This window comes from Microbacterium sp. Leaf203 (assembly GCF_001421275.1).
In the GTDB taxonomy this organism is placed as follows: domain Bacteria; phylum Actinomycetota; class Actinomycetes; order Actinomycetales; family Microbacteriaceae; genus Microbacterium; species Microbacterium testaceum_A.
In genome coordinates, this window is the sequence record NZ_LMKF01000022.1 from 1,463,841 (window position 1) to 1,478,177 (window position 14,337).

Genomic DNA, 14,337 nt, shown 5'->3' on the forward strand with positions numbered 1-14,337 from the left:
TCGTCGGCCGCGATCTCTCGCGGGGGGAGCTCGGGATGCCACAGCGTCGCGGTCGCATCGCGCAGCAGCGCCCGCGTGACGGGAGAGGACGGCGCCTTCAACACGTCGGTGACGGCGCCCTGCTCGACCACCCGGCCGTTCTCGAGGACGACGGCGTGGGTGGCGACTTGCGCGAGCACCGCGAGGTCGTGGGTGATGAAGACGAGCGACATGCCGGCATCCTGGACGAGGGAGCGCAGCAGGGTCAGGATCCCCGCTTGGATGGTGACGTCGAGCGCCGTCGTCGGTTCGTCGGCGATGAGCAACCGCGGTCGGCACGCGAGGGCCATCGCGATCGCGACCCGCTGCCGCTGGCCGCCGGAGAGCTGGTGCGGGTAGCGCGAGACGATGCGTTCGGGATCGGGGAGGGCGACCCGCTCGGCCTCGGCGACGGCGCGACGCAGAGCCTCGCGCCGAGAGACGCCCTCGTGGATGCGCACCGATTCGCCGATCTGCCGGCCGACGGTGCGGATGGGGTTCAGCGCCGTCCGGGGCTCCTGGAAGACCATGCCGATGTCGTCGCCGCGCAGGCGGGCCAGCTCGCGGTCGGCGAGGCCGAGGATCTCGCGGCCGTTCCAGACGATGCTGCCGGTGGCGTGGGCGCCGTCGGGGAGGAGACCGAGGATCGCCAGGGCGGTCATCGACTTGCCCGAGCCGGATTCGCCGATCAGGCCGACGCGGGCGCCGTCGGGCACCTCGAACGACACGCCGTCGACGACGGCCCGGTCGCCGATCTCGACCCGCAGGTCCGTGACGACGAGGCTCATGCGACCACCCCCGGCACGTGCGTGCGGGCCGCGGGAGTGCGCTCGCCGAGGGTGGGGTCGGCCGCCTCGCGCAGGGCGTCGCCGAGCAGGTTCAGCCCCAGCACGGTCAGCGTGATCGCCAGACCGGGCCAGACGACGGTGAGGGGGTGCACGGCGATGTAGGCCTGCAGGTCGCTCAGGAGAACTCCCCACGAGGGCTGGGTCACGGGCGCGCCGAAGCCGAGGTACGACAGCCCCGCCTCGGCCAGCACGGCGACCGCCATTCCCCACGACAGCTGCACGATGAACACCGGTGCGACGTTCGGCAGGAGGTGCCGGGTGAGGTTCTGCCCGGTCGACAGGCCGCTCGCTCGACCGGCGAGCACGAAGTCGCTGTGCAGCACGCGTCGCAGCTCGGGTCGTGTCACGCGGGCGACGTTCACGCCGAAGCCGATGCCCACCGACCAGATGACGACGGCGAGCGAACCGCCCCACACGGCCGAGATCATCATGGCGATGATGAGGACGGGAAAGGCGATGAGGATGTCGACGAGCACGGCGACGCTCTCGCGGATCCACCGCGCCATCAGCGAGCCGAGGGCGGCGAGGACGATGCCCAGCACCGAGGCCACCACTCCGGCGCCGACGGCGACGACGACGGTGGTGCGGGCTCCGGCCATGAGCAGGCTCGCGATGTCGCGACCGCTGTTGTCGGTTCCGAGCACGTGCGGCCACGACGGATCGCTCCAGCGCGCCCGAGCGTCGACCGACGCGGGGTCGAAGGGCGTCCAGAGGAGCGAGACGAGGGCCGTGATGAGCAGAAGAGCGACGATCAGGATGCCGAATCGCCCGGTGCCGAGGCTCCAGAGCCGCCGGAGGGTGGTCATGAGGCCTCCCTCTGACGGGGATCGATGAGGCGGTGGGAGAGATCGACGAGGAATCCGACGAGCAGCACGAACCCGGTGAGGGCGAGGAGCTCGCCCTGGACCTTGGGGAGGTCGCGCGAAGCGACGTCGGACACCAGCATGCGGCCGACGCCGGGGAGGGTGAACAGTTGCTCGATCACGACGGCTCCGACGATGATCCCGGCGATCTGGAGGCCGAGCACGGTGATGACCGAGAGGCCGACGCTGGGCAGTCCGTGGCTGAGCAGGGCACGCGTGCGCGTGAGCCCCTTCGCGGCGGCCGTGCGCACGTAGTCCTGGCCGAGGGCCTGGAGCGTCGCGCTGCGGACGAAGCGCAGGAGCATCGCGCCCTCGACCACGCCGATGGTGAGCGCGGGGAGGATGAGGGCGCGGAACGCGGCCGCGGGGTCGTTCCATCCCGCGCGGGGGAACCCTTGGGGCGGGAGCCAGCCGAGCCACACCGCGAAGACGACGACGAGCATCATGCCCGCCCAGACCACGGGCACCGCCGCCAGCGCCTGGGCTCCCACGCTGAGCGCCGTCCCCCCGGCTCGCCGCCGGCCGAGGGCCGAGAGCACACCGAACGGGATGCCGACGATCAGCGCCACCGTCAACGACATCGCCGCGAGGGGGACGGTGACGCGCGCCTTGTCGGCCAGTTCCGACGCGACGGAGGTGCCGGTGATGAGCGAGGTGCCGAGGTCGCCGCGGATCAGTCCGCCGATCCAGTCGAGGTACTGCGTCCAGAGCGGCGCCTCGAGGCCGAGGCTCGTCCGCAACGCCGCGACCTGTTCGGGGGTCGCCTCGGTGCCGGCGATGAGCTGTGCCACATCGCCCGGGAGCACCCGCAGCGAGACGAAGATCAGCACGCTGGCCACGGCCAGGCCCAGCACGAGCAGGCCCAGCCGTGTCAGCGTGTAGCGGATCACTCCGCCGCGACCGTCACGCCGGCGAGGGGCAGGCGCACGTTGAGGGAGTTCTTCGGGAAGTTCGCCACGTTCGTGCCCACCGCGGTCAGCGGGGTCGACAGGAACAGCCAGTCGGCGGCATCCTCGTCGCTCACGATGCGGGCGGCCTCGGCGAGCAGGTCGGAGGACTGCTGCTCGTCGGTGGTCGCGAGCGCCTGGGCGTAGAGGCCCTGCACCTCGGCGTTGTCGTACCCGAAGTAGTACGAGGGGTTCGCCCAGTTGCCGAAGTCGCGGGCTTCGACGTGCCGCACGAAGCTGAGGTCGTAGTCGTGGTTGGTGTAGACGTCCTGCAGCCAGGCGCTGAAGTCGACCGAGTCGACCTTCAGGGTCACTCCCACGTCGGCGAACGACGACACCAGGAAGGTCGGGATCGTCGTCGGGTACACGTTGGGGATCGTCAGCGTGAGGTTCAGGTTCTCGGCCCCGGCCTGGGCGAGCAGCTCACGGGCGCGGTCGGGGTTGTACGAGATGCTGCCCGACAGGTCTTCGTATCCCGGGTCGAGCGGGGCGATGGGGCCGTACAGCTCGCTGCCCGAGCCGAGGGTGTCGATGAGCGCCTTGTGGTCGATCGCCAGGCGCAGCGCCTCGCGCACGCGCTGGTCGTTCAGCGGGGCCCGCTGGTTGTTGAAGGCCAGCGTGCCCTTGTCGGTGGTCAGGCCCGACTCGATCGTGAAGTTGTTCGTACCCTCGATCTGCCCGCGCAGTTCGGGGTCGATCTCGAGGGCGACGTCGACGTCGCCGGCGACCGCGGCGTTGGTGGCGGCGCTCTGGTCGGGGATGTAGTCGAGGACGACCTCGGCGACTCCGGCCTTGTCTCCCCAATAGCCGTCGTAGCGCGAGAGGGTCAGGCTCTGTCCCGCGTTGCGGCTCTCGACGCGGAACGGACCGGTGCCGTTGGCGGCGGTCTGGAAGTTGGTGGTGTCGCCGCTCTTGAAGATGAGTCCGGCACGACCGGTCATCGCGAAGAGGAAGTCGATGTTCGGCTGGGCGAGCGTCACGACGACCGTGGAGGCGTCGGGCGAGGCGATGGACGCGACGTTCTTCAGGTCGGAGCTGCTCTGAATGGTGGGGTCGTCCTTCGCCGTCTGCAGCGAGGTGACCACGTCGTCCGCGGTGAGGGCGCTGCCGTCGTGGAAGGTCACGCCCTGCCGAAGGGTGAAGGTGTACGTGAGGCCGTCGGGCGACACCGCCCAGGCGGTGGCGAGGGCGGGGACGATCGCGTTGGAGTCGTCGCCGTTGCGGGTGACGAGGCCCTGGTACACGTTGTCGACGAGCGCCTGCTCGAGCGAGGCGCCGCTGGTGTGGCGGATGTCGAGGTTGGCCGGCTCGAGCGACAGACGCACCGTGAGGGTGGCGTTCGGGTCGGCTTCTCCGGTGGGGTTCGGCGTGGTGTTCGAGCCGGTGCACGAGGTGAGCAGGAGCGCTCCGATCAGGAGCATGCTCGTGGCGAGAGCGGTGCGGCGCAGCATTGCGGGGTGTGTCCTTTCGCAGGCCGAGGCATCAGGGTGCTGTGGATGCCGAGCAGGGGTGGCAACAGCCTACTTTCACCCGTCTGCGCTCGACGCCTTCTGTGACGGAGCGCGACGCGAGATGACGGGGAACGGCAGGAAGGTCAGGGGGAGGGGAGGAGGGAGCGGACGAGACGCGCGAGACCCTCCGGGTCCTCCTCCTGCGCGTTGTGCCCGGTCGGGAGCGCGTGCACGACGGCCCCGGGCACGCGACGCTCGAGCTCCTCGGCATCCGGGATCGTGACGAATCCGCGCTCGCCGCGGATGAGGGTGACGGGGGCCGTCACCTCGGCCAGGTCGTCCCATCCGGTCGCCAAGAGCACGGCTTTCACCGCGTCGGGGGTGGTGGGATCGGCTCCGGCGTTCGCGGCGGCCGCGGCGAGGTGCGCGAAGTGGTGCTTCCACTCCACCCGGCCGTCCGGGCGCACGCGGGAGTTCAGGAAGACACCGCGGGCGGCGGCCTCGGGTGAGCCGCCGAGGCCGAACGAGAGGGCGCGTTCGACGAGTTCCTCGCGCGACGCCCAGTCCGTCGGACCGGCGAAGAACGCACGGATCTGCGCGGGTCCGGCGCTCGGATCGACTCCCGGCGTGATGTCGACGATCGCGAGGCGCGAGACGAGATCGGGACGGGATGCCGAGACCGCGGCCGCCGTGAGCCCTCCGAGCGAGTGGCCCACGAGCACCTGGGCACCGCTGGTCCACTCCTCGAGGGCGGCGACGACATCGGGGGCGAGCACGCGTGCGACGTACGCCGCGTCGTCCCGCCACGAGGAGTCGCCGTGACCCGGCAGGTCGAGGGCGAGAGCGGGGACCCCGAGGTGCAGGAGGGTCGTGTCCCACGTGTGGGCGTTCAGGCCCGCGCCGTGCAACAGCGTCACCGCCGGGGAAGCGTCGCCCCACCGCAGCCCGCTGAGGGTGCGCCCGTCGGGGAGCGTGAGCTGCACCCGTTCGACGGAGGGGATATCGCGACCGAGATCGGTCGCCTGGGCGGGAAGGAACGAGAACTCGTCGCGCTCGGGCATTCGACCAGCCTGGCACCGCGGGCGGGATGCCGCCACCACCGCGCCGTACGACGTCACCGATCGCCCGTCCCGACCCCGCGGGGCCGCCGTAGGCTGTGGCCATGGGTGAAGAACGGCGCGTGCACCTCTCGAAGTCGGCTCCCGAGGCGTATGCGGCCCTGCGCTCGTTCTCGACCACTGTGGGGCGACTGGCCGCCGACGCGGGCATCGACGCCCGCTTGCGCGAGATCGTGCAGATCCACGCCTCGCAACTCAACGGATGCGCCTACTGCGTGCGCGTGCACGTCGATGCCGCGGTGAAAGCCGGACTGGACGCCGATGTGATCGCGCAGATCGCGACCTGGCGCGAGTCGGGCGTCTTCGACGAGCGCGAGAGGGCCGCGCTCGAGCTGACGGAGTCGTTCACCTTCATCCACGAGGGCGGCATCCCCGACGAGGTGTACGACCAGGCCGGTGGCATCCTCAGCGAGCAGGAGTATGTCGCGCTCAGCTGGGTCCTCGTCGCCATCAACGCCTTCAACAGGGTCGCCATCGCCGGTCGGTACCCCGTTCCTCCGCGCGCCGCACCCGCGGAGAACGCGGTTCGGGATGCCACGCCCCCGGCGGCACCGCACGTGCACGCGGACGGGGCGCCGTGAGCGGCTCGCTCGTCTCGGGGGCGGTGAACTTCCGCGACGTCGGCGGCCTCCCCGCCGGCGGACGCCGCACGTGCTCGGGCGTGCTCTACCGCTCCGGCAACCTCGTCGCGGTCGACGACGCGGGCGCGCGGACCCTCCGAGAACTCGGCATCCGGAGGGTGATCGATCTGCGCGACAAGTCCGAGGTCGCCCACGCGCCCAGCAGACTCGACGACGGGGTCGAGATCCAGCACGAACCGCTCTTCCTCGGGTCGGTGGCCTCGTTCTTCGCGCGCGACCTGAGCCTCGACGACATGTACGCCGCCCTGGTCGACGACTCCGCCGATCGGGTCGTCTCGGCGGTCCGCGGCATCCTGAACGCGCAGCCCGTACTCGTTCACTGCACGGTGGGGAAGGACCGCACCGGGGTCACGGTCGCGATCGCGCTCGCCGCGGCCGGTGTCGATCGCGAGGCGGTGATCGCCGACTACGCCCGTACCGAGGACTTCCTTCCCGCCGAGCGCAACGCGCGGGTGCTCGCCGCGATCCGTGCCGTCCATCCCGGCAACGTGCACGCCGAGGCGCTCGCGACCCGCTCGCCCGCGCCGGTCATGCGGGCCCTGCTCGATCGCCTCGATCGGGAGTTCGGTTCCGCCGCGGGGTATCTGCTCGCCAACGGGATGAGCGCCGCCGAGACCGAGCGACTCCGCGAGGTGCTGATCGACTGAGCGGCGCGATCGCGCTGTCGTATCGACGTCGAGATACTGAGCGTGAACACAGGTTAGGCAAACCTATGTCGCGGGTATAGTGGAGTCATCATGTCGATCTCCACCGAGCACAACGCCGCCGCGTGCCGCGCGTCGCGGCACACCCGCGTGCAGCACCTCGTGACGGCCGACGAGACCTCGCTCGCCGAGCTCGAGGCCCTGCTCGCGACGCTGCCGATCTGCTCGACCGGTCGCGTGTTCGTGGAGGTCCCCGACGCGTCGTGGATCGGCTCGATCGCGGCCCCCGCGCGCATGACGCTCACGTGGCTCGACCGCTCGCGCCGCGGCGGCGCTCCCGGAACGGGCCGTGGCTGCGCCGCGGGCGAGGCGCTGTCGCGGGCGGTGTCGGGCTGGGCCGGCGAGATGCTGTGCTGCGACGACGACGCGACGCGCGTCATCCTGCTCGGGGGCTACCTGGGCACGGCCGAGATCGTGGACGAACTCGTGACCCGTCACGGCGTCGACGCGCAGGCCATCCACACGCCCGAGCGCTTCGGCCTCGCCACCGCGCGCTGACGCGCCTTTCGATCGCGCGGGGTCCGCTCGACCTCCGTCATCGAGGGCTGATCCGCCCTGCGGATCGCCGCGGACGTACGCGGCGGGGTCAGCTCCCGCGGGGCAGGTAGTTGCCCTCGACGAGACCCGCCTCGATCTCGAATCTGTTGCGCAGGGGGTCCCGCCCGGCCAGCGCGTACAGCAGCGGCATGAGGAATCCGTACCGCCGCCACTGGCGACGGTGCACGGCTTCGTGTCCGAGCACCGTGTCGGTCGGCCGATCGTCGCCGGTGAGGAAGCATCCGCCCACGCACACGCCCCCGCGCGGGAACGCCCACGAGGGCAGCCCGCGGAACACCCACAGGCCCTGACGCTTCTCGATGCGTCCCGTGCTCCACAGCGAGCCCCAGACCCATCCGACGGTGCACCCGTACCAGTACCCGACCCGGCTCACGGGGGAGTCGAGCAGAACGCCGGGGATGAACCGGTCGAGTCGGCGGCCGCGCGCGACAGCCCTGTCGGCGCGCTGGCGCCAGCCCGCGGGAGGCGGGGGGAGGGGGCTCATGCCAGGGCCCCGATCAGTCGAAGGATCGTCCCCAGGTCGTCGACGGCCGCCGCGGGCGACGAGGGGGAGAACTCGGTGAGAGTGGCGCCCGCCATCGGGAGGCGCTCTCGAAGGCGGCGGACGGATGCCACGACGTCGGCGGTGCGCGCGCCGAAGGGCACGGCCTGTGCGACGCCGGCGATGTCGGCGGGATCGAGCGCGTCGAGATCGATGTGCACGTGGGTGCGAGTCGCACCGGTGGCCGCGACCGCGTCGGCCAGAGCGTCGGGGGACGACAGCTCGTCGGCGCGGACGACGGTGATCCCGTGGGCGGCGACGAACGCTTCTTCTTCGGGGTCCCAAGCGCGCGTGGCCACGAGGACGAGGCGCGACGGCGCGATGCCCGGTTCGAGACGCACGAGGTCCTCGCCCTCGCCCGCGATCGCGCGGAGCACCATGCCCGTGAAGGCGCCGCTGGGGGAGGACTCGGGAGTGTTCAGGTCGGGATGCGCGTCGATCCACACGACCGCGAGATCGTCGCCCGCGATGGCCGAGACGGCACCCAGGGCGACCCCGCAGTCGCCGCCCACGACGACGGCCGTCTCGTCGGAGGCGCGAACGGCCTCTTCGATGCGATCGCGCATGCGGACGATGGCGCTGAGGCGCTGCACGCGGCTGCCCTGAGCGTCGCCGGCCTCGGTCGGCGCGGCGAGCACGGTCGTCGAGGCGCGCGGAAGGTCGCCGGCGATCGCCTCGGCGCCATCGACGAGCTGCATCGCCCGCGACGAGGACGAGCCCTGCCACTGCGGGGCGACGATGAATCGGGTCATGCGGCTTCCCTCACGCCGGAGACGCGAGTGCACCGCCCGGTCGACCGGGCGATGCACTCGCGGGGGGGGATCAGACCTGGNGGGCTCGGGGCGTCGATGGCCGCGCGCTGCGGGCCGCCGACCTTGAGAGCGGCCAGACGTGCCTCGACCTCGGTGAGCTCGCCCACGTCCTCGAGAGCGTTGAACTGCGCGTCGATGCTCGAGGCGGCGAGCTCCTGCTTGCCGGCGGCGAGGGCCTCCTGGCGGCGGATCTTGTCTTCGAAGCGGCCGAGCTCGCTCGTCGGGTCCAGCACGTCGATCGACTTGACGGCGTCGTGCACCTTGTTCTGCGCCTCGGCGACCTTCGCGCGAGCGGTGAGCTCGTTGCGCTTGGCCTTGAGCTGCTCGAGCTTGGTCTTCATGCCGTTCAGGCCGTCTTTGAGCTTGTCAACGACCTCGGTCTGCGCGGCGATCGTGGGAGCGGCGGCCTTGGCCTCTCCCTCGGCGGTGATCTGACGCTGGAGGGCGATCTTGGCGAGGTTGTCGAACTTGTCGGCCTCGCTCAGGTTGCCGCCGGCGCGCAGTTCGTCGCCCTTGCGGCTGGCGGCGAGGGCCTTGTTGCCCCACTCGGCCGCTGCCTGGACGTCTTCCTGGTGGTCGCGCTCGAGCAGACGGAGGTTTCCGATCGTCTCGGCGATGGCCGACTCGGCGTCGGCGATCGAGTTCGAGTAGTCGCGGACGAGCTGGTCGAGCATCTTCTGCGGGTCCTCGGCCTGGTCGAGGAGCGCGTTGACGTTCGCGCGGACGAGGGTCTGGATGCGACCGAAGATGGACTGCTTGGCCATGCGGGGTGTTCCTTCCTGAGGGCGACGGTGTCGAGTCTGGTGGCGGTTACTACGAATTGTCTGTGATCGGGCGGCGGTGCCGCGAGGGCTGGACTAGCGGCGCGATCCGCGTCCGCCGCCGGCGCGACTGCGGCCGCCGCCGGAGAAGCCTCCGCCTCCGCCGCTGCGCGAGCGCCCTCCGGTGGAAAAGCCCCCGCCGCGCGGGCGGGCCCCGCCGCCGGAGAGACCTCCGAAACCTCCGCCGAGACCGCCCAGGCCGCCGCCGCCGAAGCCGCCACGAGAGCGCCCTCCGCCGAGGATCGCGTTCACCGCGATGCCGCCGAGGATGGCGCCCATCATGTCGCCACCGCCGCCCGCGCCGCCGAAGGATCCGACGTCGCTCTGCGCGGCGGAATCGGCCGCCGCCGCGAGCTGTGCCGCGCGCTGGGCCGCGGCGAGGGCCGCCACCGGGTCGTCGGTGCGCAGCTGTTCGGCCTGGACGACAGCGGCGCCCGCCTCGGCGAGACGCGTCCGCGCCGTCGCCCCCACCGCGCCGCGGCGAGCGGAGATGAAGTCCTCCGTCGCGCTCACCTGCGCGCGCGCCTGGGCGAGCGTCGCGTCGAGCTGCCCTTCTGCGCGGCGGCGACGCTCGGCCGCATCACGCGCCTCGGCCAGCACGGTGTCGATGGTGGCGTTCGCCCGCTGCAGGGTCTCGAACGCCCGCATCGGGTTCGGCCGCGCCGCCGACAGCGCACCGCGGGCGTCGTCGAGCTGCGACCGAGCCGAGGCCGCGGCGGCGGCGATGCGTCCGTCGGGATCGGAAAGCTGTGTTGCCGCCGCCAGGTCGCCCTCGATCTCGGCCACGAGGGCCGCCGCGCGCTGCTGCGCGTCGGCCAGGGCCGCGTCGAGAGAGTCGATGGCGCGTTCGAGGGTGTCGGCCTGGGCGAGCGCCGTCTGGGCGGCGCGGATGGCGACCGCGGCCTCTCCGGTGCGGCCCTCGGCGAGGGCGGTGTCAGCGGCGGCCTCTTGGGTGCTCGCGAGTTCGAGGCGCGCGCGGGCCTGCGTCGGGTTGTCGGCGACGGACGAGAGCGCGTCGTCACTGAAGCGTTCGGACAGGCGCCCGAGTCCCGCTTCCGCCGCGCTCAGGGCCGCGGCCACCGCGGCGTGCTGCTGCCGTACCGCGGCGAGGGCGCCGGGAGCGTCGGCTTCGAGGGCGCGCAACTCGTCGAACGCCGCGGCCTTGGCGTCGAGCGCCTCGTCGGCGGACGCACACAATTGCAGGATCTCGGTGTACGCCGCGCGCTGCTGTTCCGGGGTCTCGGGGGTCGCGTCGTCGAGCTGCTGCTGAATCGAGAACGCCCGCTCGAGGTCGGCCTTCGCCTGCGCCAAGACCTCGGTGAAGGGCGCGGCCGCGGCGTCGCCGAACTGCGCGCGGGCGAAGCCGAGTTCCTGCTCGCTCGTCTTGACCGCGTCGTCTGTCGCCACGAGCGCGGAACCGGCGCGGCGCGACAGGTCTTCCACGCTCTCGGCGGAAGCGTCAGGGGCCCCCGACGTCACGCGACGGCGCCGGCGCACGGCCAGCCAGACGAGGGTGGCCGCGATCGCGAGCAACAGCACGCCGACGAGCACGATCGGCACGATGGCCGGTCCGTTCTGCGTCGCCGGGGTCGGGGGCGGGTTCGGCATGTTCCCGCCGGCCTTCGCGTGAGCGGTGCGCAGCCCGTCGGCCGCGGCGATCGCGGCGCCCGCGTCGTCGCCCGCTTGGAGCGCCGGCTGCACCTTGTCCTGCTCGATCGAGGTGAGCTGGGTGGCCGAGATTCCGCCCGCGTCGACGTCGCCCGAGAGGTAGTACTGGAAGGTGTCGCCCTCGATGGCCACCGCGAGCAGGTACTGGTGCGGGCCGAGGTTGTTGCGGTTGGCGGTCTCGTTCGCCCAGTCGTCCGCACCGGTCGGGTCTTCGAAGCCGTCGACGTACACGACCCAGAGGTCGAGGCCCGTCTGCTCCGAAAGCGTGAGCAGTCGCCGCTGCACGTCGGCTTCTTGCGCGTCGGTGAGGACGTTCGCCTGATCGAGCACGTAGCTCGAGCCGAGCGCGGGCGGGGGGATCGCCGCAGCGCTGAGGGGAGCGACGAGGACGCCGACGAACGCGAGCAGCAGCACCGTGATCGTGTGCAGCACGTTCGGCTTTCGCATGCAGTCCCCTTCGGTTGCCGGATGCTTCCACCCTATAAACGACCGCCGACACCGGGGTAGGAGCGGCGCGTCCGCTGTCAGCGCACACCCGCGCCGCCTAGGCTCGAACGCTCGGAGGTACACCATGGACGACCGTTACGGCACCGACGTGCTCGCCCGCGGGTGGCGCGACGCCGGACGCATCAGACCCGCCGAGGTCGCGGCATCCGCCGATCTCGTCGTCGAGGTCGCGGGCAGTGACTTCGTCGGTGCGGTGACCCGCATCGACGGCATGAACGTCGAGCTCGAGGACCGCTTCGGCAAGCGTCGGCTGTTCCCGCTCGGCGGCGGCTTCCTCGTCGACGGCAAGCCCGTGGTGCTGAAGGCCCCCGCGGCCGCACCCAAGGGGCGCACCCGCACGGCGTCCGGCTCCTTCGCGGCAGACGACCAGCGCGCGCGCACCGCCCGCGCGAGCCGCATCTTCGTCGAGGGCAAGCACGACGCCGAGCTCGTCGAGAAGGTGTGGGGCGCAGACCTCCGCGCCGAGGGCGTCGTCGTGGAGTTCCTCGAGGGCGTCGACCTGCTCGAAGAGAAGTTGGATGCCGAGCCCCCGACCGCCGAGCGCCGCTACGGCGTGCTCGTCGACCACCTCGTGCCGAACTCCAAGGAGTCGCGCATCGCCGAGAAGATCGCCCGCGGCCGCCACGGCGCCCACGTGCGCATTGTCGGTCACCCCTTCGTCGACGTGTGGCAGTGCGTCACCCCCCGTGCCCTCGGCATCGCCGCGTGGCCCGAGGTGCCGCGCGGCATCGAGTGGAAGGTGGGCGTGTGCCGCGCCCTCGGCTGGCCCGCCGAGGAGCAGGCCGACACCGCCCGCGCGTGGCAGCACATCCTGTCGAAGGTCACCACGTTCCGCGACCTCGAGCCGGCCCTGCTCGGACGCGTTGAGGAACTCATCGATTTCGTGACCGTCCCGTGAGCGGCCGCAAGCGCTCCCTCTCGCGCGAGGCGTCGGAAAGCGTCGCCTCCGCATCCGCTGAGCGACAGAAGGCGGCCCCCGACGCGGCGGATAACCTGGACGACATGGATGCCGCCGCCCCCGCCTTCCGCGACAAGCCGGTGTCGTTCGTCCGCCGCAGCGGTCGCATGTCGGAAGCGCAGGATCGCGCGTGGGCCGAGCTCTCGCCGTTCTACCTGCTGCCGGTCGAGCGCGCCACCGCCACCACCAGCGTCAAGCCGGGCACCGCCGTCGACCCGGCCGCGGTCTACGGTCGCGCCGCCCGCCTGGTCGTCGAGATCGGCTCCGGCCAGGGCCACCAGATCGTCTCGGCGGCGGCCGCTCACCCCGACACCGACTTCCTCGCCGTCGAGGTCTTCACCGCGGGGCTCGCGCGCACGATGCTCGACGCCGACCGCGAGGGCGTGAAGAACCTCCGCCTCGTCGAGGCCAACGCGCCGGAGGCGCTCGAGCACCTGCTGCCCGCGGCATCCGTCGACGAGCTCTGGGTGTTCTTCCCCGACCCCTGGCACAAGAACAAGCACACCAAGCGCCGTCTGGTCGCCCCCGAGTTCGCGCGCATCGCCGCTCAGGTGATCCGCCCCGGCGGCACGCTTCGCCTCGCGACCGACTGGCAGGACTACGCCGACCAGATGCGCGACGTGCTCGACGACGCCCCCGGTTTCGAGCGGGCGTTCGCGGGGGAGTGGGCCGAGAGGTTCGAGGGGCGCGTGCTCACCGCCTTCGAGCGCAAGGGCCTGCGCGTCGGCCGCGACATCCGCGACCTGACCTACACCCGGGTCTCGCCGTGACCGCGCACACCGCGGTGCGGGTCCGTGAGCGTTCCACGTGGACGCCCAAGCTCATCCCGGCGCTCGCGGTGTGCCTCGCCGCCCCCGCGCTCTTCGTCGTGCAGATCGTGTGGCTCGGGTGGATCCTGCTCGCTCTCGCCGTGGCATCCGCTGTCCTCGTCGATCGTCGGAACGGCATCGCCCTCGCCCGGAGCGAGGAGCCGAGCATCGCGCGCGACGTGTCGCTGATCGCGGTGGGGCAGTTCATCGTCAGCCTCATCCCGCTGCACGCCGAGCTCGACAACGCCGCCTTCGTGCGCTTCACCCTCGCCCTCGGCGGCGCGGTCGTGGTGCCGTACGTGGTCTCGCGCTTCGTCTACCGCGACTACGCGATCCGCTTCCCGTGGCGCGGGGGAGGCCGCTGGACCTGGTGGCAGTGGGCGTGGCTCGGCGGAGTGATCGTGCTCGGCTACCTGATCCTGCCGTTCTACTTCATCACCTCGGGCGTCTACCGCAACTGGCCCGAGGTGGTCACGGGCGACCTCATCGCGCGTCTGTTCGTCGGCGTCGGTGCGGTCGGCATCTGGGACGAGCTCTTCTTCATCTGCACGGTCTTCGTGCTGCTGCGCCGACATTTCCCCGACCTCACCGCCAACCTGCTGCAGGCCGTGGTCTTCGTGTCGTTCCTGTGGGAGCTCGGCTACCAGGCCTGGGGGCCGCTGCTAACGATCCCGTTCGCGATCGTGCAGGGCTTCCTCTTCTTGAAGACCCGCTCGCTCTGGTACGTCGTGACCGTGCACCTGCTGTTCGACGCGGTCGTCTTCGGGGTCCTCGTGCACGCGCACAATCCCGATTCGGCATCCCTCTTCTTGCTCTGATCCCGGATGCCGGCACCCCTGCGTCCCACTCCGCCCGGAGCTCTACCTCGTCTGCGATAAACGCTGATTCTTGCGATACACGCTGCGCGACGCCGTGTCTCGGAGGAATCAGCGTTTATCGCGGGAGTGGGAGCGGGAGCGGATGCCGCGGTGCCCGGGTCCTGCCCAGGTCGGCTCGCTACGCTGGGCCCCGGACGCCCGCCGCGTCCCCGGACGACGGATCAGTACCCGGACTGCGACAAGACTGGCCAAGGA

Annotated in this window: 14 protein-coding genes, 1 pseudogene and 1 riboswitch; of the genes and pseudogenes, 6 read left to right on the plus strand and 9 right to left on the minus strand. The window is 71.6% G+C overall.

Annotation, left to right across the window (positions count from 1 at the left end; translation table 11 throughout):
* From ASE56_RS16550 to ASE56_RS08025, 5 genes are all read right to left on the minus strand, one after another.
* On the minus strand, window positions 1–806 hold an 806-nt coding region (locus ASE56_RS16550; RefSeq protein WP_082450396.1), incomplete at its 3' end, for an ABC transporter ATP-binding protein.
* Window positions 803–1,672: an ABC transporter permease gene (locus tag ASE56_RS08010; protein ID WP_056227038.1), complete on the minus strand. Its 870-nt coding sequence runs from the start codon at window positions 1,670–1,672 to the stop codon at window positions 803–805. The genes ASE56_RS16550 and ASE56_RS08010, both read right to left, overlap by 4 nt.
* Window positions 1,669–2,619 (minus strand): ABC transporter permease, encoded by a 951-nt coding sequence (locus tag ASE56_RS08015; RefSeq protein WP_056227040.1) that lies wholly within the window; start codon window positions 2,617–2,619, stop codon window positions 1,669–1,671. Before ASE56_RS08015 ends, ASE56_RS08010 begins: the two co-directional genes overlap by 4 nt.
* Window positions 2,616–4,127 carry an ABC transporter substrate-binding protein gene (locus ASE56_RS08020; protein WP_056227041.1) on the minus strand — a complete coding sequence of 504 codons (1,512 nt, stop codon included), beginning with the start codon at window positions 4,125–4,127 and terminating at the stop codon, window positions 2,616–2,618. Before ASE56_RS08020 ends, ASE56_RS08015 begins: the two co-directional genes overlap by 4 nt.
* A 143-nt stretch (window positions 4,128–4,270) precedes the next feature.
* Window positions 4,271–5,188, minus strand: coding sequence for an alpha/beta fold hydrolase (locus ASE56_RS08025; RefSeq protein ID WP_056227043.1), 918 nt, complete (start codon window positions 5,186–5,188; stop codon window positions 4,271–4,273).
* Between the two features lie 101 nt (window positions 5,189–5,289).
* On the opposite strand from ASE56_RS08025, the gene ASE56_RS08030 reads away from it, so the two are divergent.
* The 3 genes from ASE56_RS08030 to ASE56_RS08040 all read left to right on the plus strand — a co-directional run bounded on the left by ASE56_RS08030 (window position 5,290) and on the right by ASE56_RS08040 (window position 7,088).
* The gene (locus ASE56_RS08030) at window positions 5,290–5,826 is read left to right on the plus strand and encodes a carboxymuconolactone decarboxylase family protein (protein WP_056227044.1); all 537 of its coding nucleotides are present in this window, start codon (window positions 5,290–5,292) and stop codon (window positions 5,824–5,826) included.
* Window positions 5,823–6,533: a tyrosine-protein phosphatase gene (locus ASE56_RS08035; RefSeq protein WP_056227047.1), complete on the plus strand. Its 711-nt coding sequence runs from the start codon at window positions 5,823–5,825 to the stop codon at window positions 6,531–6,533. The genes ASE56_RS08030 and ASE56_RS08035 overlap by 4 nt, the downstream gene beginning before the upstream one ends.
* 90 nt (window positions 6,534–6,623) lie before the next feature.
* Window positions 6,624–7,088: an SIP domain-containing protein gene (locus tag ASE56_RS08040; protein ID WP_056227049.1), complete on the plus strand. Its 465-nt coding sequence runs from the start codon at window positions 6,624–6,626 to the stop codon at window positions 7,086–7,088.
* Window positions 7,089–7,176: 88 nt separating this feature from the next.
* Here ASE56_RS08040 and ASE56_RS08045 read toward each other — a convergent pair whose 3' ends face one another.
* The 4 genes and pseudogenes from ASE56_RS08045 to ASE56_RS17820 all read right to left on the minus strand — a co-directional run bounded on the left by ASE56_RS08045 (window position 7,177) and on the right by ASE56_RS17820 (window position 11,437).
* Entirely contained in the window at window positions 7,177–7,632 is a 456-nt protein-coding gene (locus ASE56_RS08045) for a hypothetical protein (RefSeq protein ID WP_056227052.1), read from the minus strand.
* Window positions 7,629–8,441 (minus strand): arginase family protein, encoded by an 813-nt coding sequence (locus tag ASE56_RS08050; RefSeq protein ID WP_056227055.1) that lies wholly within the window; start codon window positions 8,439–8,441, stop codon window positions 7,629–7,631. The genes ASE56_RS08045 and ASE56_RS08050 overlap by 4 nt, the downstream gene beginning before the upstream one ends.
* An 81-nt stretch (window positions 8,442–8,522) precedes the next feature.
* Window positions 8,523–9,265, minus strand: a pseudogene (locus tag ASE56_RS08055) (PspA/IM30 family protein); the annotation flags it as partial.
* A 93-nt stretch (window positions 9,266–9,358) separates the two neighbouring features.
* A complete protein-coding gene (locus ASE56_RS17820) occupies window positions 9,359–11,437 on the minus strand; it encodes a TPM domain-containing protein (RefSeq protein WP_056227057.1) in 2,079 nt (692 codons plus the stop codon).
* Between the two features lie 124 nt (window positions 11,438–11,561).
* Between ASE56_RS17820 and ASE56_RS08065 the strand changes: the two genes are divergently transcribed.
* From ASE56_RS08065 to ASE56_RS08075, 3 genes are all read left to right on the plus strand, one after another.
* Entirely contained in the window at window positions 11,562–12,395 is an 834-nt protein-coding gene (locus ASE56_RS08065) for a DUF3097 domain-containing protein (protein ID WP_056227059.1), read from the plus strand.
* A gap of 104 nt (window positions 12,396–12,499) precedes the next feature.
* Entirely contained in the window at window positions 12,500–13,225 is a 726-nt protein-coding gene (trmB, locus tag ASE56_RS08070; RefSeq protein ID WP_056228433.1) for a tRNA (guanosine(46)-N7)-methyltransferase TrmB, read from the plus strand.
* Window positions 13,222–14,082, plus strand: coding sequence for a CPBP family intramembrane glutamic endopeptidase (locus tag ASE56_RS08075; protein WP_200914140.1), 861 nt, complete (start codon window positions 13,222–13,224; stop codon window positions 14,080–14,082). The genes trmB and ASE56_RS08075 overlap by 4 nt, the downstream gene beginning before the upstream one ends.
* A gap of 189 nt (window positions 14,083–14,271) precedes the next feature.
* Window positions 14,272–14,335, plus strand: a riboswitch (guanidine-III (ykkC-III) riboswitch).
* The last annotated feature ends 2 nt before the right edge of the window (window positions 14,336–14,337 follow it).